A 20,910-nucleotide genomic window follows, 5' to 3' on the forward strand; every position below is an offset into this window, starting at 1 on the left:
ACCCAACATCGACCCGCGCAACCGCATTCCCGGCCCGGCATCGCCCCCGGCCTGGCCCCTCGATGGCATTGCCTATCTGGAGCAATGCCCATACCGCTCGCCCGGGACGGCCGCCGGAGCCGGAACGGGCCCGGTCGTGGCCGCACCGCGCCCGCCGCACGTCCGCTCAGCCGCTGCGAGCTGCGAGGAGCGCGCGCTCACTGCACGGTGGATCCCATGGGACGGAACCGAATTCATCACCGAGTGCACACGCCAGGGTGCACAGAGTGACCGATGGCCGGTGATGCGGTCGGTATCCGCCGGGCAACCGTTGAGGAGCGCCTCATGGACAACGCGGACTGGGACCGTCGGCACTTCCTCGGCACCACCGCGGGCGTGGGCGCGGGCGCGCTCGCGGCCGGATTCGCCTCGGGCAGCGGACGCACCGGTGCGCCGCGGCCGACCGCCCCGGCCCCGGTGGCCGCCGAGAACAACCTGCCCGGCGACCGCGACTGGGGGCTGAGGCACCGCGGCGCCGACCGGGCGGTGGAGGGCTACCCGGACCAGGTCAGCGTGCTCCCCGGCGAGACGTTCCATCTCCATGTCTCCACGATCGCCAAGGGCTTTCGCGCCGAGGCCTTCCGCCTGGGCTGGTACGGCGGCGCCCAGGCGCGCCAGGTGTGGTCCTCGGAGCGAACATCCGGCGGCGCCCAGCCGATTCCGGCGGCGCAGAGCGGTACCCGTACCGTCTTGGCGGGATGGCAGCCGTCCATGGCGATCAGTACCCGGGGATGGCCGGAGGGCGCCTATCTGATCCGGCTCACCGCCGACTCCGGAGAGCAGCGGTATGTGCCGATCACCGTCCGGTCCGCGTCCACCGCGGGCAAGCTGGTGCTGGTCAACGCGGTGGGCACCTGGCAGGCGTACAACACCTGGGGCGGCCGCAGCCTCTACCGGGGCCCCGGCGGCAAGTCCGACTACGACAACCGCTCGCTGGCGGTCAGTTGCGACCGTCCGTACGACAACAACGGCGCGCCGCTGTTCACCACCTACGAGCAGCCCGTCATAGCCCTCGCGGAGAAGCTGGGGCTGCCGCTCGGCTATGTGACGACCATGGACATCGACCGCGACCCCCAGCTGCTGCGCGGCGCCCATGCGATCGTCTCGCTCGGACATGACGAGTACTGGACCCCGGCGATGCGCGATCGGGTCACCGCCGCCCGGGACGCGGGATGCAACCTCGCCTTCCTGGGCGCGAACGCCTGCTTCCGCCGGATCCGCCTTGAGCCCACGCCGGGCGGCGATCGCCACCTGGTGGTCTGCTACAAGACCGACTGGCCGCACGACCCGATGAACGGGAGGGACGACGCGGCCGTCACCACCGACTGGCGCGAGGTGCCGCACGCCCGCCCGGAGAACTCGATGACCGGCACGTTGTACGAGTCGAATCCGACGTCCGCCCCGTATGTGGTGGCCGACCCGGGGCACTGGCTGTTCGAGGGGACCGGCGCCACCCGGGGGACGGCATTCCGCAACCTGGTCGGCACCGAATACGACCGGGTCAACGCCGGGCAGAACACTCCGCGTCCCATCGAGATCGTCGCCCACTCCAAGGTGGTGTGCCGGGGAGTGCGCTCCTTCGGGGACTCCGCTTACTACACCGCCGCCAGCGGTGCGGGGGTGTTCAACACCGGCACCATGCGATGGGTGGAGTCGCTCACCGACGATCCGGGGCACGGGATACCGCCGCACACCGCCGAGTTCACCTCACGGGTCACCGAGAACCTCTTCCGCGTCTTCGCGGCGGGCCCCGCCGGACGCACCCATCCGGCGAAGGACAACCTGGAGAACTTCCACCCGTACGACGGCGACCCGATCTGGGCCAAGCAGGACCTGTGGTGACACCTCCGATGTGAGGCCCTCACCAGCTTCATCAAACATCAGATCTCTGCGCCAACAATCGGTGCTGTTCGGTCTATTGACACCCCTTAGTGCCCTCCCAAAGATGAGTCATCGGATGAATCCATCCGGTTGAGCCACTCCATGCGACAACGCACCCATCGGAGGGCACATGAACGACTCCCCCGGACGCAATGACTCCGGCGGCCTTCCCCGGCGCCGACTGCTCGGCACGGCGTTGGGCGCGGCAGCCGCCGCCCCGTTCGCCACCTCCCTCGGCACCGCCGGAACCGCGTACGCCGCGGCCGCGCGGCCGACCGGTGCCGGTGACCTCTGGGTCACCGTTCCCGAAGCGATTCCGGTGCCCCTCGGCAGCTACTTCGACAACGACGGCATCGACACCGCGGCCGCTCGCGGCGGTGACTTCGACGGTTCCGGTTACACCTTTCCCGGCGAGCAGTTGCCACCCGCCGGGCGCACGGTGGTGGGCGGCGTACCGTTCCTGTTCCCCTCGTCGGCCGCGGGCGCCAAGAACAACCTGGTGGCGACGGGCCAGCGGATCACCCTGCCAGCGCCGGGCCCCTGTCTCTCGGCCCAGTTCCTGGTGGCGTGCAGCTACGGTGACGCGTCCGGCACCGCCACCGTGACGTACCAGGACGGCAGCACATCACAGGCCCAACTCGGCGGCACCGACTGGTACTCGGGCGGCAGCGGTGTGCTGACCACGGCGTTCCGCTACGCCCCGGGCGGCACCGACCAGCATCCGGTCTCCATCGGCACCGCGGAGCTCTGGCTGGACCCGGCCCGCCACGCGGTCGCGATCACCCTGCCCGTCATCGGTCCCGCCAAGGCCAACTCCCCGGCGCTGCACGTCTTCGCGCTGTCCCTGCAACCGGCCGCCCAAGGCCGGGCGTTGCAGCTGCGAACCGCCGCCTCCACCAACTCGCTGCTGGATCCCCGTACGCAGAGCGTCGAGGCGACCGTGGTCAACGCGGGCACGGTGTGGATCGGCGCCGCCGACGCGGTGACCGTGGGCGTCGAGGTGAACGGCGCCCGGACCGCGGCTCCGGCCCGGGTCACCACACTGGCCCCCGGCGAGCAGGCCCGGGTCCGGGTCGGCATCCGCAACTCCGCCGGCACGAAGCCGGGTACGGGCGGCACCGGCACGGTCACCGTCAACGGCAGGGGCGGGCAGGCCGCCGCCCGGCGCACGGATCTGACCCTCGGCACACCGGACTACCAGCCGACGGACCCATCCCTCGGCAGCCATCAGGCCCCTTACTGGTTCGACGACGCGAAGTTCGGGATCTTCATCCACTGGGGTGTCTACTCGGTGCCCGCCTGGGCGCCGGTGGGCGGCACCTACGCCGAGTGGTACTGGAACTCGCTGCAAAGTCCGTCGAATCCGGTGTACTCCTACCACGCGCAGAAGTACGGCGAGGGGTTCGCGTACGACGACTTCATTCCGATGTTCACCGCGCGGCGCTTCGACCCGCGCAGCTGGGTGGAGCTGTTCCGGGACGCGGGCGCCGAGTACTACGTACTGACCTCCAAGCACCACGAGGGCTTCGCGCTGTGGGACACCAAGGTCTCGGACCGCAACGCGGTACGCATGGGTCCGCACCGGGACCTGGTCAAGGAGTTGTTCACGGCCTCGCGTACGTACACTCCGCAGCTGCACAACGGGCTGTACTTCTCGATGCCGGAGTGGTTCAACCCGGACAACCCGTGGATGGGCCACGCACCGCGCAATCCGTACACCCTGGCACCGGTTCCCTACACCGGATACACCGCGGGCAAGGACTACGTGAAGGACTACCAGGCCCCGCAGATGCGGGAGTTGGTGCACGGCTACGACCCGGACATCATCTGGTGCGACATCGGTGGTGTGAACGACAGCCACGACGTGCTGGCGGAGTACTTCAACCACGCCAAGAACCGGCCGCACCCGAAGGACGTGACCGTCAACAACCGCTCCGGCATCGCCCCGCACGACTTCAGCACGCCCGAGTACACGACGTACAACAACACCGTGATCGCCAAATGGGAGGCGAGCCGGGGCCTGGATCCGCACTCCTACGGCTACAACCAGGCCACTCCCGACGACAAGTACATGACGGCCGAGGAGATCGTGCACACCCTCGTCGACATCGTCAGCAAGAACGGAAACTTCCTGCTGGACATCGGGCCGCGCTCGGACGGCACCATTCCGGAGATCATGCAGACCCGGCTCCGCCAGACCGGTCGCTGGCTGGCGGTCAACGGCGAGTCGGTGTACGGCACGACGTACTGGTCACGGATGGCGCAACTCGGGGACCTGCGGTTCTCCGTCAAGCAGAACCAGGCGTTCTACATCTCCTCGCTCACGGATCCGGGCAGCAAGCTGGTGGTCCAGGCGCCGGTGCCCATCCGCAAGGGCGACAAGGTGACCATGCTCGGCCACCACGCCGCCCTGGACTGGGAGTTCACCGGTGGCACGCTCACCGTCCAGGTCCCGGCGGCCGCGCGGGCGGCCGGGGAGTACGCCTGGGTGTTCAAGGTCAGTTGGGGCGGCTGATCCGGGAGGCCCGCTCCCGCAGCGCCTCCCAGACCTTCCGCACCTGCGGCTCCAGGGCTTCCAGCGGACCGTCGTTGTCGATCACCAGATCGGCGACGGCGAGCCTCTGCTCCCGGGTGGCCTGCGCGGCCATCCGGGAGCGCGCCTCGTCCTCGGCCATCCCGCGCAGCCGGACCAGCCGGTCGAGCTGGGTGCCCGGGGCGGCGTCCACCACGACCACCACGTCGTACAGCGGTGCCAGGCCGTTCTCGGTGAGCAGCGGTACGTCGTGGACGGTGATGGCATCGTCGGCCGCGGCGGCCTCCAGCTCCGCGGAGCGGCGGCCGACCAGTGGATGCACGATCGCGTTGAGCGCCCCCAGCCGGTCCGGGTCGGCGAAGACGATGCCGCCGAGCTTCGGCCGGTCCAGACTGCCGTCGGCGTTCAGCACCTCTTCCCCGAACTCGGCCACCACAGCGGCCAGCCCGGGCGTCCCCGGCTCCACCACCTCGTGGGCGATCCGGTCGGCGTCGATCACGACCGCGCCATAGGAGGCGAACAGCCGTGACACCTCACTCTTGCCGGCGCCGATACCGCCGGTCAGTCCCACCTTCAGCACGGGCTCAGCCTAGGACCCTTCCGGCGGATCTGTGCTTCGGGGTACGGCCGGTTCGGGATGCGCCGGGTTCGGCGCCACCGGGCGACCTCGGCGGCGAGCCACCGCGCCGGGGCGGAGCCGCGGCGCCAGGCCCGCCGCAACCCCGGCCACGATCGGCCGGACGGGCAGGCTCACCCCCCGTCGGCCTCGCGCTCGGCGAGGAAGCGCTCGAACTCGGCGCCCAGGTCATCGGCGGAGGGCAGGTCGACGGGCTCGGCGATGAGGTTCTCCCGGCCGCCGGCGCCCGCCAGGGCGTCGTACTGGTTCTCCAACCCGCGTACCACCGAGGTCAACTCGGCATCGCCTTCGGAGATCTGCCGCTCGATCTCGGACTGGACCGTGTACGCCTGCGCGCGCAGCTCGTGGGCGGGGCCGGGCAGCACCAGGCCGGTGGCGGCGGTGATCGCCTCCAGCACCGCGAGCGAGGCGTCCGGGTACGGAGAGCGGGCCAGATAGTGCGGCACATGGGCGGCGACGCCCAGCACATCGTGCCCCGCTTCCGCCAGCCGCAGTTCGATCAGCGAGTCCGCGCTTCCGGGGACCTGTGCCTCGTCGAACCAGCTGCGGTGGCCCGGCGTGAGGTCGGTGCGGTTGCCATGCGGCGTCAGCCCTACCGGGCGGGTGTGCGGCACGCCCATCGGGATGCCGTGGAAGTTGATCGACAGACGGACACCGAACCGCTCGACCAGCCCGCCGACCGCCTCGGCGAACCGCTCCCACTGCACATCCGGCTCCGGCCCGGACAGCAGCAGGAACGGGGTGCCCGTGGTGTCACTCATCAGACGCAGCGCGAGCTCGGGCGTCTCATAGCCCGACCAGTGGTCGCGGTGGAACGTCATGAGCGGGCGGCGAGCCCGGTAGTCGAGCAGCTGGTCCACCTCGAAGCGGGCCACGACCTGGTGTTCGAGATTCTCCAGGAGCTCGTCGACGAGTTGCTCGCCGGTGTCACCCGCGTCGATGAAGCCCTCCAGGTGGTAGAGCAGCACCAAGCCGCCGGCGTCCGCGGAATCGACCGCTTCGACGCCTTCCGGCTCCAACTCATACAAACCCTGCGGATCCAGCACCGTGACCGTCCCTTCCCACTCTCCCCTGCTACCAACGTACGGGTCCGCACCGACATTCCCGCGCCGTCAACCACAAGACCGTCACCTTGAGTTGACGCGACCTTGACAGTGCAGGCCGGCGAGGCCGAAGATCCACCGAGTTGCCGTGCGCAGCCCCCGGACTGACAACGATGTCATGATGAAGGGACGCCGAGCCTTGAGCCATCCACCGACGCATCGCGGCACAACGAAACCACCCAGAACACCACGTGGCAGAACCCCGCGCGGAGCGGCAGCTCTGCGCGGCGTGAGATCGCTCGGCCCGCGCCTGCGGGCACCTTTGGTCGCCGTCTTCGCGGCGGCCTTCTTCACGGGCACACTGACTTCCATGGCACACGCCTCCCCCACCTCAGGCGGCCAACTCACCGACCTGGTCAACCCGTTCATCGGGACGCAGAACGCGGGGAACACCTACCCCGGCGCCGCCGTGCCGTTCGGAATGGTGCAGCTCTCCCCCGACACCGGGCACGACACCGGCTACGACTACGACCAGAGCAGCATCCGCGGGTTCAGCGCGGTGCATCTGTCCGGGGTGGGCTGCGGGCTCGGCGGTGACCTGCCGGTGCTGCCCACCACCGGCGATATCTCCTCGACCGACTACGCGAAATACGCCGCCTCCTACTCGCACACCCAGGAGAAGGCATCGCCCGGCTACTACCGGGTGGGGCTGTCCTCCTACGGCGGCATTACCGCGGAGCTGACGGCCTCCACCCGCACCGGGTGGCAGCGCTACACCTTCCCGGCCACCACCAAGGCCAATGTGCTGCTCAACAGCGGCCAGGCGCTGCACAGCGTCACCTCCAGCACGGTCACCGTGCTGGACAACCGCACGGTGGCCACCGCGATCACCGGGCACGGCTTCTGCCAGGACACCAGGCCGTACACGGTGTACACGGTCACCCGCTTCGACCGGCCGTTCACCGAGCACGGCACCTGGACCGGCGGTACGGTCACCGCTGGATCCGGCTCCTCGTCCGGCGGCGGGCCGCGCGGCGCCTACGTCCGCTTCGACACCACGGCCCAGCGCACGGTCACCGCCACCACCGCGATCAGCTATGTGAGTATCGACGGGGCCAAGCGCAACCTCGCCCAGGAGGGGCGCGGAACCTTCGACAGCACCGCCCGGGCAGCCCAACAGGCCTGGGAGCGGCGGCTGGAGCAGGTACGGGTGCAGGGCGGAACCGATGAGCGCCGCCGCAGCTTCTACTCCTCGCTCTACCGCGCCCTGCTGTCACCCAACACGGGCAGCGACGTGGACGGCTCCTACACCGGTTGGGACGGCCGCGTACACAAGACCGACGGGTTCACCTACTACCAGAACTGGTCGCTGTGGGACACCTACCGCACCCAGGCGCAGCTGTTGTCCCTGCTCGCGCCCGCCGAGATGCGGGACATGGCGATATCGCTACTGAAGGTGAACGCACAGGGCGGCTGGCTGCCCAAGTGGGGCTACGCCACCGTCGAGACCAACATCATGACCGGCGACCCGGTCACCCCGTTCCTGGTGAACGCCTACAACCAGGGGCTGTTGGCCGGCCACGAGGACGAGGCGTACCAGGCGCTGAAGAGGAACGCCGACTCGGTGCCGCCCGCCGGCTCCCCCTATGAGGGACGCGGCGGCAATTCGCGCTATCTGGTGGACGGTTACGTACCGCTGGACCCCAACGCCCCGCACAAGCCGGGCGACTTCGACTACGACCACGGGCCGTCGGCCACGCTGGAGTACGCGCTGGCGGACGCCGCCCTGGGCACCATGGCGCACAAGCTCGGCCATGAGGCGGATGCCCGGCGCTACTTCGCGCGCGGTCAGAACTACCGCAACATCTTCGACCAGCGCACCGGGTTCTTCCGGGCGCGTGACCCGCAAGGGGTCTTCACCGGGCCGGCGGACCCCAAGAGCAGTGTCGGATTCCACGAGGGCACAGCCTGGCAGTACCTGTGGCTCGTCCCGCAGGACATGCCGGGACTGGTGAAACTGATCGGCGGCGCGGACGCCACCAACAAGCGGCTTGACTCCTTCTTCGCCTACCCGCAGTTGCTCCAGGACCCGGCCGGAACGGCCCGCAACGTCTGGGTGAACGGCCCGTACACCTACTACAACCAGGACAAGTACAACCCTGACAACGAGCCGGACCTTCTCGCCCCGTACGCGTATCTGTCCACCGGGCAGCCGTGGAAGACCACGGATGTGGTGCACGCGGCGCTGACGCTGTTCTCCAACTCCCCGGACGGCATCACCGGAAACGACGACCTGGGGACGATGTCGTCATGGGACGTGCTCTCCTCGATCGGGATCTTCCCGGTCACGTCCGGCATGGACACCTGGGGCCTGACGACCCCGGTGTTCAACCGGATCGACCTCACCTTGGACCGGCGGTACTACCCGCACGGCCGTCTGACCATCAGCGCGCCGGGCACCTCGGACAGTAAGCGGTATATCCAGTCGGTGCGGATCGGCGGCCGGGCGCGTTCGGCGACGTATGTGACGACGGCCGATCTGCGCGCGGGCCGGGATTTCGCCTTCACGGTGGGCAGCACACCCTCCGCATGGGGGACGAAGTCCGCCGACGCTCCTCCGGCGATCGACAGCCATCCGGTCCCGCAGCACCATCTGGCGCTCGGGGTCGCTCCGCCGACCGCCACCGCGTCCGCGGGCAGCAGTGTGACGCTGACCGCCGACGCGGTGCTGACCCATCCGGGAACCGCGACCGGCACGCTGACCATCGCGCCCAGCGGTCCGCTGACCGCCAACCCGGCGCAGCGGCAGTTGAGTCAGCGTTCCGACAACCTGCCCGCCACCGCCGAGGTACCGGTCCAGGTGACGGTTCCTCCGGGCACCGCGGCCGGGACGTATCAGGTGGCGGTCCGGGTGAAGGACGGCGACGGCGCCACCATCACCCGTACCGTGACCATCACAGTCACCTGATCGAGTGAACGACGAAGCCCGCTCCCCCTTCCGGGGGAGCGGGCTTCGTACTAGCTAACCCTCAGCGGGAGCCGTTCAGCTCTGGCCACCGGCCAGCTTCTCGCGAAGCGCGGCCAGCGCCTCGTCCGAAGCCAGGGCGCCGGAGGTGTCGGCCGACTCCGAGGAGTACGAGCCACCGGACGCCTGGCCGCCGCCCTGCGGAGCGGCCTGGCCGCCCTCGGCCGCCGCCTCGGCGTCGGCCTCGCGGGACTTGATGACCTGCGCCTGGTGCTGCTCGAAGCGCTGCTGCGCCTCGGCGTACTGGCGCTCCCACTCCTCGCGCTGCTTCTCGTAGCCCGGCAGCCAGTCGTTGGCCTCCGGGTCGAAGCCCTCGGGGTAGATGTAGTTGCCCTGGTCGTCGTAGGACGCGGCCATGCCGTAGAGGGTCGGGTCGAACTCGACCGAGGCCGGGTCGGCGCCGAAGGACTCGTTGGCCTGCTTCAGCGAGAGGCTGATGCGGCGGCGCTCCAGGTCGATGTCGATGACCTTGACGAAGATCTCGTCGTTGACCTGGACGACCTGCTCCGGGATCTCCACGTGGCGCTCGGCCAGCTCGGAGATGTGGACCAGGCCCTCGATGCCCTCGTCGACGCGGACGAACGCACCGAACGGAACGAGCTTGGTGACCTTACCCGGGACGACCTGACCGATCTGGTGGGTCCGGGCGAACTGCTGCCACGGGTCTTCCTGGGTCGCCTTGAGCGACAGGGAGACGCGCTCGCGGTCCATGTCGACGTCCAGGACCTCGACCGTGACCTCCTGGCCGACCTCGACGACCTCGGACGGGTGGTCGATGTGCTTCCAGGACAGCTCGGAGACGTGCACCAGACCGTCGACGCCACCCAGGTCCACGAAGGCACCGAAGTTGACGATGGAGGAGACGACGCCGGAGCGCACCTGGCCCTTCTGCAGGGTGGTGAGGAAGGTCTGGCGGACCTCGCTCTGGGTCTGCTCCAGCCAGGCACGGCGGGACAGGACCACGTTGTTGCGGTTCTTGTCCAGCTCGATGATCTTGGCCTCGAGCTCCTTGCCGACGTACGGCTGCAGGTCGCGGACGCGGCGCATCTCGACCAGGGAGGCGGGGAGGAAGCCACGGAGGCCGATGTCGAGGATGAGACCACCCTTGACGACCTCGATGACGGTACCGGTGACGATGCCGTCCTCTTCCTTGATCTTCTCGATGGTGCCCCAGGCACGCTCGTACTGAGCGCGCTTCTTGGAGAGGATCAGGCGGCCTTCCTTGTCCTCCTTCTGGAGAACCAGGGCCTCGATCTCGTCACCCACGGCGACGACCTCGTTCGGGTCGACGTCGTGCTTGATCGAAAGCTCGCGGGAGGGGATGACGCCTTCGGTCTTGTAACCGATGTCGAGCAGGACCTCGTCCCGGTCGACCTTCACGATGACGCCGTCGACGATGTCGCCGTCGTTGAAGTACTTGATCGTCTCGTCGATCGCGGCGAGGAAGGCTTCCTCGGAACCAATGTCGTTGACCGCCACCTGCGGGGTGGTGCGAGGGGCCTCGGTGCTGCTCGTCATTAGGGAAAGGACTCCGGTACGGACAGTAAGTCGTAGGTACTGCTACGCCGAGAGCCCGTATCGCCTCTGCCGATTCCGGACAGCTTCGAGGCGGGGGATCCGTGATGTGGAATCTACGGACATCGCCTCAATAACCGAGAGGTCTACAACAGATGCGAGCGCGGCCTGCTCCGTCCGAGGCGCGCAGGCCCGCAGCGCAACTTGTAGCATACGGGGGCAGCCGGGCACGGTCAATGCGCGAAGAGGCATACCAAGGACGCAACGCCCCATACCTGGTGCAAACCGCCCAGCCGCAGGTGTTCGAGGGCTTCCGACCTCTGACACCCCGAATCCTCCGATGAGAGTACGACGACTGCCGCGATGATCCAAGACTCCCCGTTTGACACCGTCGACGAACCCGAGTCCGAGCCGGAGGCGACGCGGCGCACCGCGGGTGCCGCCGAGAGCAGCCGGGCGAGCCGGGGATGGTGGGACCGCAATGCCGACGACTACCAGACCGAGCACGGCGCCTTCCTCGGCGACGACCGCTTCGTCTGGGGCCCCGAGGGGCTGGACGAGGCCGACGTCGGGCTGCTCGGCCCGGCGCAGGAGCTCGCGGGCCGGTCGGTGCTGGAGATCGGCTGCGGCGCGGCGCAGTGCTCGCGCTGGCTGGCGGCGCGCGGTGCCCGGCCGGTCGCACTGGACCTGTCGTACCGGCAGTTGCAGCACTCCCGCCGGATCGGCGGCGCCTTCCCCCTGGTGCAGGCGGACGCCGGAGCGCTGCCCTTCGCGGACGGCGCGTTCGAACTGGCGTGCTCCGCGTACGGCGGGGTGCCCTTCGTCGCCGACTCGGCACGCGTGATGCGGGAGGTGCACCGGGTGCTGCGGCCGGGCGGCCGCTGGGTCTTCTCGGTCACCCATCCGATCCGCTGGGCCTTCCCCGACGAGCCGGGCCCCGAGGGGCTGACGGCCGGCGCGTCCTACTTCGACCGCACCCCGTACGTCGAACAGGACGAGCGCGGCGCCGCCGTCTATGTGGAGCACCACCGCACCATCGGTGACCGGGTGCGGGAGATCGCGGCGGCCGGTTTCCGGCTGGTGGACCTGCTGGAGCCGGAGTGGCCGCGGTGGAACAGCCAGGAGTGGGGCGGCTGGTCCCCGCTGCGCGGCGCGCTGCTGCCGGGCACCGCGATCTTCGTGTGCGTACGGGACTGACCGCGTGATCCGGACCGCCGCACTGGACCTGCCGGTACGCGGCGCGCTGCCCGCGCTGCGGTCGGCCTTGGACGAGCACGGTGGCGCGGTGCTGGCGGCGCCGCCGGGGACGGGCAAGACGACCCTGGTGCCGCTGGTGCTCGCCGGGCTGCTGGACGACACGCCGGTACGACGGGTGCTGGTGGCCGAGCCCCGGCGGATGGCGGCCCGGGCGGCGGCACGCCGGATGGCGTGGCTGCTGGGCGAGGAGGCCGGGGACCGGGTCGGGTTCACGGTGCGCGGCGAGCGGAGGGTTTCGCGGCGCACCGTCGTAGAAGTGGTGACGACCGGCGTGCTGCTGCAGCGGTTGCAGCGCGACCCCGAACTGCCGGGCGTGCACACGGTGCTGCTGGACGAGTGCCATGAGCGCCATCTGGACGCGGACACCGCGATGGCGTTCCTGCTGGATGTGCGCGCCGCGCTGCGGCCGGAGCTGCGGGTGCTGGCGGCGTCCGCGACCACGGACACGGCGGCCTGGGCGCGGCTGATGGGCGGGGTGCCGGTGGTCGAGGCGCAGGACGTGCTGCACCCGGTGGAGGTGGTGTGGGCTCCGGCGACGCGGCCGGTGCGGCCGCCGCACGGGATGCGGGTGGATCCGGCGCTGCTGGAGCATGCGGCGGCCGTGGTGCACCGTGCGCTGCGCGAGCGCGAGGGGGATGTGCTGTGCTTCCTGCCGGGCGTCGGAGAGATCGCCCGGGTCGCCGGAATGCTCGGCTCCGTTCCCGGCGTCGAGGTGCTCCAGGTGCACGGGCGGGCGCCCACCTCGGTGCAGGACGCGGCGCTCGCCCCGGGGACCCGGCGACGGGTGCTGCTGGCCACGGCGGTGGCCGAGTCCAGCCTGACGGTGCCCGGCGTGCGGGTGGTGGTCGACTGCGGTCTGGCGCGTGAGCCGCGTACCGACCACGCGCGCGGGCTGGGCGCGCTGACCACCGTACGGGTCTCGCGCGCAGCGGCCCGCCAGCGCGCCGGGCGGGCGGGCCGCGAGGGCCCGGGAACGGTCTACCGCTGCTGGTCGCAGGCCGACGACGCGGGCCGTCCGGTCCGCCCCGCGCCGGAGATCGCGGTGGCGGATCTGGCCGCGTTCGCCTTGCAGGCGGCGTGCTGGGGCGATCCGGAGGCGACCGGGCTGGCGCTGCTCGACACCCCCGCGGCGGGCGCGATGGCGGCGGCACGGGACACGTTGCGGGCCGTGGGAGCAGTCGGCCCGGACGGCCGGGTGACGGAACGGGGTGTGCGGATGGCCAGGCTGGGCCTGCATCCCCGGCTGGCGCGGGCGCTGCTCGACGGGGCGCGGACGACAGGCGTGCGCCGGGCGGCCGAGGTGGTGGCACTGCTCAGCGAGGAGCCGCCACGGGAGTACGGGGACGACCTGGCCGCGGCGTGGCGCTCGGCCCGCCGGGGCGGTGACGCCTACGCCGGACGCTGGCGGGCGGAGGCCGGCCGGCTCACGGCGGCGATGGCGGAATCCGCCGCGCCACAGGCACCGGACGCGGCCGTGGGCGCGGCGGCACGGCAGGGCGGCGCCGAAGAGGAGGGCCAGGTCACCGATGACCTCGCGGCCGGGCTGATAGCCGCGCTGGCCTTCCCCGAGCGGGTGGCCAGGCAGCGTGGCGGCGGGTATCTGATGGCCTCGGGCACGGCGGCCGAACTGGCCGACGGCACCCGGCTGTCGGGCTCACGATGGCTGGCGGTCGCGGTGGCGGACCGCCCGGTGTCGGCTTCCTCGGCCCGGGTGCGGATGGCCGCGGTGATCGACGAGGCGACGGCTCGTACGGCGGCGGCACCGCTGCTGTCCTCCTACGAGGAGGTGGTGTGGGACAGCGCGGACTCCGGGGACGTCGTGGCGCGCGAGGTGCGGCGGCTGGGCGCGATCGAGCTGTCGTCGCGGGCACTGCGCTCCCCCGGCCCGGACGCGGTCCGGGCGGCGCTGCTCGACGGGCTGCGCCGGGAGGGCGTCGGTCTGCTGCGCTGGAGCCGGGAGGCGGAAGGGCTGCGGCAGCGGATGGCCTTCCTGCACCGGGAGTTGGGCGCTCCGTGGCCGGATGTGTCGGACGAGGCGCTGCTGGACCGTGTCGATGAGTGGCTCGGCGTGGAGCTGGGCGCGGCACGGCGGCGCGCGGATCTGGCCCGGGCGGACGCGGGCGCCGCGCTGTCCCGGCTGCTGCCGTGGGCAGGCGGGGAGGCGGTGCGGTTCGAGGAGCTGGCGCCGGAGCGGATCGAGGTGCCCAGCGGGTCCCGGATCCGGGTGGCGTACGGCGACGGCCAGCCGGTGCTGGCGGCCAAGCTCCAGGAGTTGTTCGGCTGGCAGGAGACGCCGAGGATCGCGGGCGGCCGGGTGCCGCTGCTGGTGCATCTGCTCTCCCCCGCCGGACGTCCGGCGGCGGTCACCGCGGATCTGGCGTCGTTCTGGCGGGACGGATACCGGTCGGTACGCGCCGAGTTGCGCGGGCGCTACCCCAAGCATCCCTGGCCGGAGGACCCTTCGACGGCGCAGCCGACGCTGCGTACGAACCGCCGGGCATAGCGTCCCCGCCCGACGGCCGCGGTCACGCGACCCACGCCACACGTCACCGGGGGTGTCAGGAGATCCGCCGGACAGGCCTAGGCGGGCACCGGTTCGGGTGCCGGTTCGGCGCTGTCGGCCGACGAGGACGCGCCGGGGCGGCGGCTGCGGGCCTCCAGGACCAGTGACGTGGTGAGCAGTGCGGCGCCCAGTCCGAGGAAGCCCCACGGCAGATAGCTGGTGAGTGCCAGTACCAACTGTCGCTGGGACTTGACGAGTTTGACGGTCGAGTCGACATAGTCGGGCCGCATTCTGACATCGCCCGCGAAGGCGATGAGCGGCGGCTTCTCCGGGTGGCCGATGAAGCGCATCTCCTCCTGGTGGACTTCCTCGCCGTTGACCGGTGCGCCGGTGGTCGGGTCGACCCAGAACATTCGCTTGGTGGTGTACCAGCGCTCCATTCCGGCGGCGGTGACGACGGCGGGTGTCACACCGAGCGGCATCTTCTTCGGCAGCGGCACCTTGGTCCATGGGACGGTCTGCTCGAAGTAGTAGACCTTCAGGCCGTGGAAGGTCCGCGTGCCCCGGTAGTGGATGGGGGCGGAGGTGCGGGTCTGGGCGTCGAAGTAGTAGTAGTCCCGTTTCCGGGTGAGGAAGGGCCATTTGAACTCGATGCCCTGGCGGCGTACGGGGTCGCCGTCGACGTTCTCCCCGGCCGCGTGGACCGGCGCCTGGGAGTGGGCGTCGAAGACGTAGCGTTCGGGGATCTCGGAGACCATGGCGCCGTGTGAGTCGGCGATGTAGGAGAGGGCGTCCCAGACGACGACATCGCGGCCGGTCTCCTTCTTGACCTGTTGCGCCGCCGCCACATTGCCGCGCAGCGTCTGCACGATGTTCACTTCGGGGACGGTGACGTCCTTCATCTGGTTGTAGTCGAGCAGGGTCGCGTTCTTCGCTTCGAGAACGGCGACCTGGTATTCGCTGGGCGGGATCTTCGCCAGCCGGGGAAAGGCGTACCAGCGCAGCAGTGGCGACAGCGCGGTGAAGAACACGGCGAATCCGAGGAGCACCAGGCTGGCTTTACGGCGCATTTCCCGGTCCCCCTTACGGATGCCGCGGGACGGTGGTCAGCAGCGGTTTCGGCGAGGTCCTGCCCGCCGGCACTCCGATCGCGGTGATCGTCAGGACCAGGGCCAGCGCGGCGGCGAGTCCGATGGCCGCGGCGGTCAGGGCGCGCATGGACAGCCTCCCGGTGTTGGCTGCGGGGCGCGGGCACCGTAGCAACCGGAACGCCAAATGAGAACAGGTTCTGCTGACGGCATGTCAGCGGGGTCGGGTCGCACCGGCGCTGGTGCGACCCGGCCCCGCTGAGGTGGCGCCGCGGGTCAGTGCGCTTGGCTGGGCGCGGCGGACGGCGACGGGCCGGCGCTCCTGCTCGGCGACGGCGTGGGGCACGGCCCGCCGGTCGGGGACGGCGAGGGCGACGGCGAAGCGGACGAACTGCCGCTCGGCGAAGGGGTCGGCGACGGGGTCGGGCTGGGCGACGGGCTGCCGCTGCCGGACGGCGAGGGCGACGGGCTCGGCGACCCGGTGGGGCACCCTCCGGTCGGCGACGGGCTCGGGCTGCCGCTGCCGGACGGCGAAGGCGACGGGCTGCCGCTCGGGCCGGGGCCGATGCTGCCGCTGGCCGAGGCGGTGGGCAGCGGGCTGTGCGAGGGGGACGCGGACGGCCCGCCACCAGGCCTGCCGCTCGCGCTGGGCGAGGCCGAGGGCGACGGTGTCGCCGACGGCACACGACCGCTTCCGGGACCGGGCGCCGGACCACCGGAGCCGTCCGGGATCTGGTGCGTACCGTTCAGGTAGTACTGGTACCAGTCCTTGACGGTGTTCAGGTAGTCCTGCGAGTGGTTGTAGCCCAGGATGGCGCGGTCCAGGCCGCTGGAGTCGGACAGATCGCCGCCCGCCGCGCACAGGTAGTCGCCCGCGGCGAGTGCGGCGTCGTAGATGTTGTTGGGGTCCTTGATGCCGTCACCGTTGCCGTCCGCACCCCACTGCGCCCACGTCGACGGGATGAACTGCATGGGCCCGACGGCCCGCGCATACGCCAGGCCGCCGTCGTAGTAACTGGTGTTGCCTGCCGCGATGCTGGCGTTGCCGCCGCTACCGTCGAGGACCGGGCCGAGGATCGGCTTGAGGGTGGTGCCCGAGGCGTCCACGTTCCCGCCGTCCGCCTGGCCGGATTCGACCTCGCCGATCCCGGCGAGCAGCTGCCAGCGCAGATGGCAGCCGGGCTGGCTGCCGCGGAGCGCCGTCTCGGCCTTCTGGTACGCGGCGAGTACGGTCGCGGGGATGCCCGCGCCGCCCGCTCCCGTCCCCAGCCCGGTGCCGGGCTGCCCGCTCGGACTGCCGGGCTTCACCGGGGAGTTGAGCGGAGGCAGATTGGTGACGTACGGCTTTCCACCGTCGATCGGCGGTCCGGGAGGCGGGGCCACCGAGGCTCCGTGTGCCACTCCCAGGGCCACACCCGGGGCCTGTGAGGCGGTGAGCGCCGCCATCGCCAGCGCCGCGACAGCGGTGCCCGCCGCACCCTTGCGTATCCGTCGGCCGAACGGCACAGACATACGCCCTTTCCCTCCCGATGGTGTGTCGTATGCGCTCCCCAGCGCGACAACGAAACGGACACTACGTCAACTTGTGCACCGGAGCCACCGTCCGTGACGGAGATGGTGATGAACAGTGCGAAACTCAGCGATGGGAAGACCGAATGCCGTTCACCTTCAGCCATCCCGCGGCGGTGCTGCCCCTGCTGCGGGCCGACGGGTCGGGTGCCGTACGGGGGCGCGGACGGCTGCTCGCGGCGGGCCTGGTCGCCGGGTCACTCGCGCCCGATGTTCCGTTCTTCCTCGACTCCGTCATCCCCGGCACGTACGGATACGGCCGCGCCGCACACCACTTGGCCGGGGCCGCCGTACTCGATCCGCTGCTCGCGGCCGGACTGGTGGGCGGCTGGGTGGCGGTACGCGGGCCGCTGACCGGGCTGCTGCCGCCGGGGGTCGGCGGCAGGGCGGCCCGGCTGCTGGGTGTGGCGCCGGTCGAGGCGGCGCTGCCGACGGCACGGGACGCCGGATGGTTCTGGCTGTCGGCGGTGACCGGCACGGCCACGCATCTTGGCTGGGACGCCTTCACCCACCACGGGCGTGGCGGTGTACGCCTGCTGCCGGTGCTGAACCGCACGGTGTGCGGCGTACCGCTGCACCACTGGGCGCAGTACGCGAGTTCGGCCGCGGGACTGGCTGCCCTCGGGCTGTGGACGGCGCGCGAACTGCGCCGCGCCCCGCGGGTCCCGCCGCCGCCCTCGGTGCCCCAACTGACCACACGCGGCAGGCGGACGGGCGCCTGGGCGCTCGCCGCCTCCGCCATGACCGGGGCGGCGCTGCGGTGCCTACGGGACCGGCCCCGCGGCTCCTCGTCCCTGATCGCCTCCGCCACCTTCGGCGCGGGCGCGGGTCTCGCGCTGGCCGCCCCGGCGATCACCGCCGTGATCCGCGCCAGCCACCCGCGCCCGCGCCGTCGAGGCGGTCAGTGCGCCGCGGACTCCCAGTCGGCGCCGTGCCCGACCGAGACATCGAGCGGGGCGCGCAGCGGGTAGGCACCGGCCATTTCCCGGCGGACCAGCTCCTCCACCTGCTTGCGCTCGCCGGGCGCCACCTCCAGCACGATTTCGTCATGCACCTGCAGCAGGGTGCGCGAACGCAGTTGCTCCCTGGTGAGGGCCTCGTCCACCCGCAGCATCGCGATCTTGACGATGTCGGCGGCCGAACCCTGGATCGGCGCGTTGAGCGCCATCCGCTCGGCCATCTCCCGGCGCTGCCGGTTGTCGCTGTTGAGGTCCGGCAGATAGCGGCGGCGGCCCAGCAGCGTCTCGGTGTAACCGGTGACCCGGGCCTCCTCCACCACCCGCTGCAGATAGTCGCGCACCCCGCCGAACCGCTCGAAGTAGGTGTCCATCAGCGTCCGCGCCTCGGCCGCCTCGATGCCCAACTGCTGGGAGAGGCCGAACGCGGACAGTCCATAGGCCAGCCCGTAGGACATCGCCTTGATCTTGCGCCGCATCTCGGCGTCCACGTGCTCCCGGGGCACGTCGAAGACGTACGAGCCCACCGTGGTGTGCAGGTCCTCGCCGGAGGTGAAGGCGGCGATCAGCCCCTCGTCCTCGGACAGATGAGCCATCACCCGCAGCTCGATCTGGCTGTAGTCGGCGGTCAGCAGCGACTCGTAGCCCTCACCGACCACGAAGCCCCGGCGGATCGCCCGGCCTTCGTCGGTGCGGACCGGAATGTTCTGCAGGTTGGGGTCGGTGGACGACAGCCGTCCGGTGGCGGCGACCGTCTGGTTGAAGGTGGTGTGGATCCGGCCGTCGGGCGCGACGGTCTTGATCAGGCCCTCAACCGTGGAGCGCAGCCGGGCCTGTTCACGATGGCGCAGCATGATCACCGGCAGCTCGTGGTCGGTCTGCCCGGCGAGCCAAGCCAACGCGTCGGCGTCCGTGGTGTACCCGGTCTTGGTCTTCTTGGTCTTCGGCAGGCCCAACTCGCCGAACAGCACCTCCTGCAGCTGCTTGGGCGACCCGAGGTTGAACTCGTGCCCCACCGCGCGGTGCGCCTCGGACACCGCCTGCTCGACGGCCCCGGCGAACTGCTGCTCCATCCGGTCCAGCCACTCGCGGTCGGCGGCGATACCGTGCCGCTCCATCCGGGCCAGCAGCGCCGAGATGGGCAACTCCACATCCCGCAGCAGATCCAGCGCGCCGTCCGCGGCCAGCCGGGCGCTGAACACCTCACCCAGGTCAACCACCGTACGGGCCTGGGCCATCAGCGCCTCCGCCTCGGCGCCGTCCTCCACCCCGAACGCCAACTGCCCGCTGTCGTCGTCCGACTTGTCCAGCTCACGGCCGAGATACTCCACCGAGAGCGCGTCGAGCGCGAAGGAGCGCCGCCCGGGCTTGATCAGATACGCGGCCAGCGCGGTGTCCATCACCACGCCGTCGACCGTCCAGCCGTGCTCGGCGAAGACCCGCATCGCGCCCTTGGCGTTGTGCAGCACCTTGGGATGCCCGCGGTCCGCGATCCACTGTGCGAAGGCCTTCTCGTCCTTCTCCACCAGCTGCGCCGGATCGAACCAGGCGGCCGGGCCCTCCTCGATCGCCAGGGCGATCTCGGTGACCGCACCGGAACCCAGCGCCCAGGTGTCGACCGTGGCCACACCCACCGTGCCGCCGCCGTGCTCCTTCAGCCAGTCCGCCAGCTCGCCCGCGCCCAGCAACTGCCCGTCGATCTCGACACCGTCGCTCATCACCTCGGCGGCGGCCTCGCTGGTGCCGGGATCCGCCGCGTAAAGCCGCTCACGGAAGTTGGAGTGCCGGAACTCCAGCGCCTCCAGCACCACATCGAGCGAGGCCCGGTCGTACGGCTGGCGGGCCAGCCCGTCGGGGCCGACCGGCAGATCGACGTCCCGCACCATCTCGGTCAGGCGGCGGTTCAGCTTGACCGCCTCCAAGTGGTCCCGGAGGTTCTGCCCGACCTTGCCCTTGACCTCGTCGACCCGCTTCACCAGCTCCTCGAAGGAGCCGAACTGGGTGATCCACTTGGCGGCGGTCTTCTCGCCGACGCCCGGAATCCCGGGCAGGTTGTCGGACGGGTCGCCGCGCAGCGCCGCGAAGTCCGGGTACTGCCGGGGGCTGAGGCCGTACTTCTCCTCGACCTTCTGCGGGGTGAACCGGGTGAGCTCGGAGACGCCCTTGGTCGGGTACAGCACCGTCACGTGGTCGCTGACCAACTGGAACGAGTCCCGGTCACCGGTGACGATCAGCACCTCGTAACCCGCCTGCTCGGCCTGGGTGGCCAAGGTGGCGATGACGTCGTCGGCCTCGAAGCCGTCCACGGCGAACCGCGGCACCCGCATCGCGTCCAGCAGCTCGCCGATCAGCTCGACCTGGCTGCGGAACTCGTCCGGGGTCTTGGAACGGGTCGCCTTGTACTCCGGATACTCGTCCATCCGCCAGGTCTTGCGGGACACGTCGAACGCCACCGCCAGATGCGTCGGCTGCTCGTCACGCAACGTGTTGGCCAGCATCGACGTGAACCCGTAGATCGCGTTCGTCGGCTGGCCGGTGGCGGTGTTGAAGTTCTCCACCGGCAGCGCGAAGAACGCCCGGTACGCCAAGGAGTGCCCGTCCAGCAGGAGCAGGCGCTGCCGGCCTGCCTCCCGGCCCCCACCGCCCGACGCGGTGGCGCCGGTCGCCCCGGTGGTCTTCGCGGTCTTCTTCGCCGTCGTCTTCGATGCCTTTGCTACCACGCCTCCGATCCTCCCACGGACCACTGACATCCCCGTCCGCGACGCCGCACGCCGGGCCCCGCCGTCAGCGGCACGTGGCAGGATCGAGTGAAAAGCATCGGATACGCGAGGCCGGACACGCCGCAGGCGTACCGAAACGTAGCG

Annotated in this window: 13 protein-coding genes; 6 read left to right on the forward strand and 7 right to left on the reverse strand. The window is 70.8% G+C overall.

Annotation, left to right across the window (positions count from 1 at the left end; translation table 11 throughout):
• Positions 1-324: 324 nt before the first annotated feature.
• Positions 325-1,881 (forward strand): N,N-dimethylformamidase beta subunit family domain-containing protein, encoded by a 1,557-nt coding sequence (locus P2L57_RS14975; protein ID WP_275814167.1) that lies wholly within the window; start codon positions 325-327, stop codon positions 1,879-1,881.
• A 169-nt stretch (positions 1,882-2,050) separates the two neighbouring features.
• Positions 2,051-4,435, forward strand: coding sequence for an alpha-L-fucosidase (locus P2L57_RS14980; protein WP_275814170.1), 2,385 nt, complete (start codon positions 2,051-2,053; stop codon positions 4,433-4,435).
• On the opposite strand, the gene coaE is transcribed toward P2L57_RS14980, so the two are convergent.
• Together coaE and P2L57_RS14990 are read right to left on the reverse strand one after the other, a co-directional pair.
• The gene (coaE, locus tag P2L57_RS14985) at positions 4,419-5,033 is read right to left on the reverse strand and encodes a dephospho-CoA kinase (protein WP_275814172.1); all 615 of its coding nucleotides are present in this window, start codon (positions 5,031-5,033) and stop codon (positions 4,419-4,421) included. The genes P2L57_RS14980 and coaE overlap by 17 nt on opposite strands.
• A 170-nt stretch (positions 5,034-5,203) precedes the next feature.
• Positions 5,204-6,136, reverse strand: coding sequence for a PAC2 family protein (locus P2L57_RS14990; protein WP_275814175.1), 933 nt, complete (start codon positions 6,134-6,136; stop codon positions 5,204-5,206).
• A gap of 367 nt (positions 6,137-6,503) precedes the next feature.
• On the opposite strand from P2L57_RS14990, the gene P2L57_RS14995 reads away from it, so the two are divergent.
• Positions 6,504-9,101, forward strand: coding sequence for a GH92 family glycosyl hydrolase (locus tag P2L57_RS14995; RefSeq protein ID WP_275814178.1), 2,598 nt, complete (start codon positions 6,504-6,506; stop codon positions 9,099-9,101).
• 75 nt (positions 9,102-9,176) lie between these two features.
• Here P2L57_RS14995 and rpsA read toward each other — a convergent pair whose 3' ends face one another.
• The gene (gene rpsA / locus P2L57_RS15000) at positions 9,177-10,676 is read right to left on the reverse strand and encodes a 30S ribosomal protein S1 (RefSeq protein ID WP_275814181.1); all 1,500 of its coding nucleotides are present in this window, start codon (positions 10,674-10,676) and stop codon (positions 9,177-9,179) included.
• A 360-nt stretch (positions 10,677-11,036) separates the two neighbouring features.
• On the opposite strand from rpsA, the gene P2L57_RS15005 reads away from it, so the two are divergent.
• Positions 11,037-11,870 carry a class I SAM-dependent methyltransferase gene (locus P2L57_RS15005; protein ID WP_275814184.1) on the forward strand — a complete coding sequence of 278 codons (834 nt, stop codon included), beginning with the start codon at positions 11,037-11,039 and terminating at the stop codon, positions 11,868-11,870.
• A gap of 4 nt (positions 11,871-11,874) precedes the next feature.
• Entirely contained in the window at positions 11,875-14,433 is a 2,559-nt protein-coding gene (gene hrpB / locus P2L57_RS15010) for an ATP-dependent helicase HrpB (RefSeq protein ID WP_275814187.1), read from the forward strand.
• 77 nt (positions 14,434-14,510) lie between these two features.
• Here hrpB and pgfA read toward each other — a convergent pair whose 3' ends face one another.
• The 3 genes from pgfA to P2L57_RS15025 form a co-directional block, all read right to left on the reverse strand.
• Positions 14,511-15,503: a cell envelope lipid trafficking protein PgfA gene (gene pgfA, locus P2L57_RS15015; protein WP_275814190.1), complete on the reverse strand. Its 993-nt coding sequence runs from the start codon at positions 15,501-15,503 to the stop codon at positions 14,511-14,513.
• A 13-nt stretch (positions 15,504-15,516) separates the two neighbouring features.
• Positions 15,517-15,651, reverse strand: coding sequence for an SPW_0924 family protein (locus P2L57_RS15020; protein ID WP_275814192.1), 135 nt, complete (start codon positions 15,649-15,651; stop codon positions 15,517-15,519).
• A 146-nt stretch (positions 15,652-15,797) separates the two neighbouring features.
• On the reverse strand, positions 15,798-17,033 hold the full coding sequence (locus tag P2L57_RS15025; protein WP_275814195.1) for a lytic transglycosylase domain-containing protein: 1,236 nt from the start codon (positions 17,031-17,033) through the stop codon (positions 15,798-15,800).
• A 143-nt stretch (positions 17,034-17,176) separates the two neighbouring features.
• Here P2L57_RS15025 and P2L57_RS15030 point away from each other — a divergent pair, with 143 nt between their 5' ends.
• Positions 17,177-18,061 (forward strand): DUF4184 family protein, encoded by an 885-nt coding sequence (locus P2L57_RS15030; RefSeq protein ID WP_275814198.1) that lies wholly within the window; start codon positions 17,177-17,179, stop codon positions 18,059-18,061.
• Here P2L57_RS15030 and polA read toward each other — a convergent pair.
• Positions 17,992-20,796 carry a DNA polymerase I gene (gene polA / locus P2L57_RS15035; protein WP_275814201.1) on the reverse strand — a complete coding sequence of 935 codons (2,805 nt, stop codon included), beginning with the start codon at positions 20,794-20,796 and terminating at the stop codon, positions 17,992-17,994. The two genes, P2L57_RS15030 and polA, sit on opposite strands and share 70 nt — an antisense overlap.
• Positions 20,797-20,910: the final 114 nt, after the last annotated feature.

This window comes from Streptantibioticus ferralitis (genome assembly GCF_029223525.1).
Lineage (GTDB): Bacteria > Actinomycetota > Actinomycetes > Streptomycetales > Streptomycetaceae > Streptantibioticus_A > Streptantibioticus_A ferralitis.

Excerpts from the sequence above, each read along its gene's own strand:
- P2L57_RS15025 (WP_275814195.1), bottom strand. The coding sequence starts at position 17,033 with ATGTCTGTGCCGTTCGGCCGACGGATACGCAAGGGTGCGGCGGGCACC.
- P2L57_RS15005 (WP_275814184.1), top strand. The coding sequence starts at position 11,037 with ATGATCCAAGACTCCCCGTTTGACACCGTCGACGAACCCGAGTCCGAG.
- P2L57_RS15020 (WP_275814192.1), bottom strand. The coding sequence starts at position 15,651 with ATGCGCGCCCTGACCGCCGCGGCCATCGGACTCGCCGCCGCGCTGGCC.
- P2L57_RS14980 (WP_275814170.1), top strand. The coding sequence starts at position 2,051 with ATGAACGACTCCCCCGGACGCAATGACTCCGGCGGCCTTCCCCGGCGC.
- P2L57_RS14975 (WP_275814167.1), top strand. The coding sequence starts at position 325 with ATGGACAACGCGGACTGGGACCGTCGGCACTTCCTCGGCACCACCGCG.
- P2L57_RS15030 (WP_275814198.1), top strand. The coding sequence starts at position 17,177 with ATGCCGTTCACCTTCAGCCATCCCGCGGCGGTGCTGCCCCTGCTGCGG.
- pgfA (WP_275814190.1), bottom strand. The coding sequence starts at position 15,503 with ATGCGCCGTAAAGCCAGCCTGGTGCTCCTCGGATTCGCCGTGTTCTTC.
- P2L57_RS14995 (WP_275814178.1), top strand. The coding sequence starts at position 6,504 with ATGGCACACGCCTCCCCCACCTCAGGCGGCCAACTCACCGACCTGGTC.
- rpsA (WP_275814181.1), bottom strand. The coding sequence starts at position 10,676 with ATGACGAGCAGCACCGAGGCCCCTCGCACCACCCCGCAGGTGGCGGTC.
- polA (WP_275814201.1), bottom strand. The coding sequence starts at position 20,796 with ATGTCAGTGGTCCGTGGGAGGATCGGAGGCGTGGTAGCAAAGGCATCG.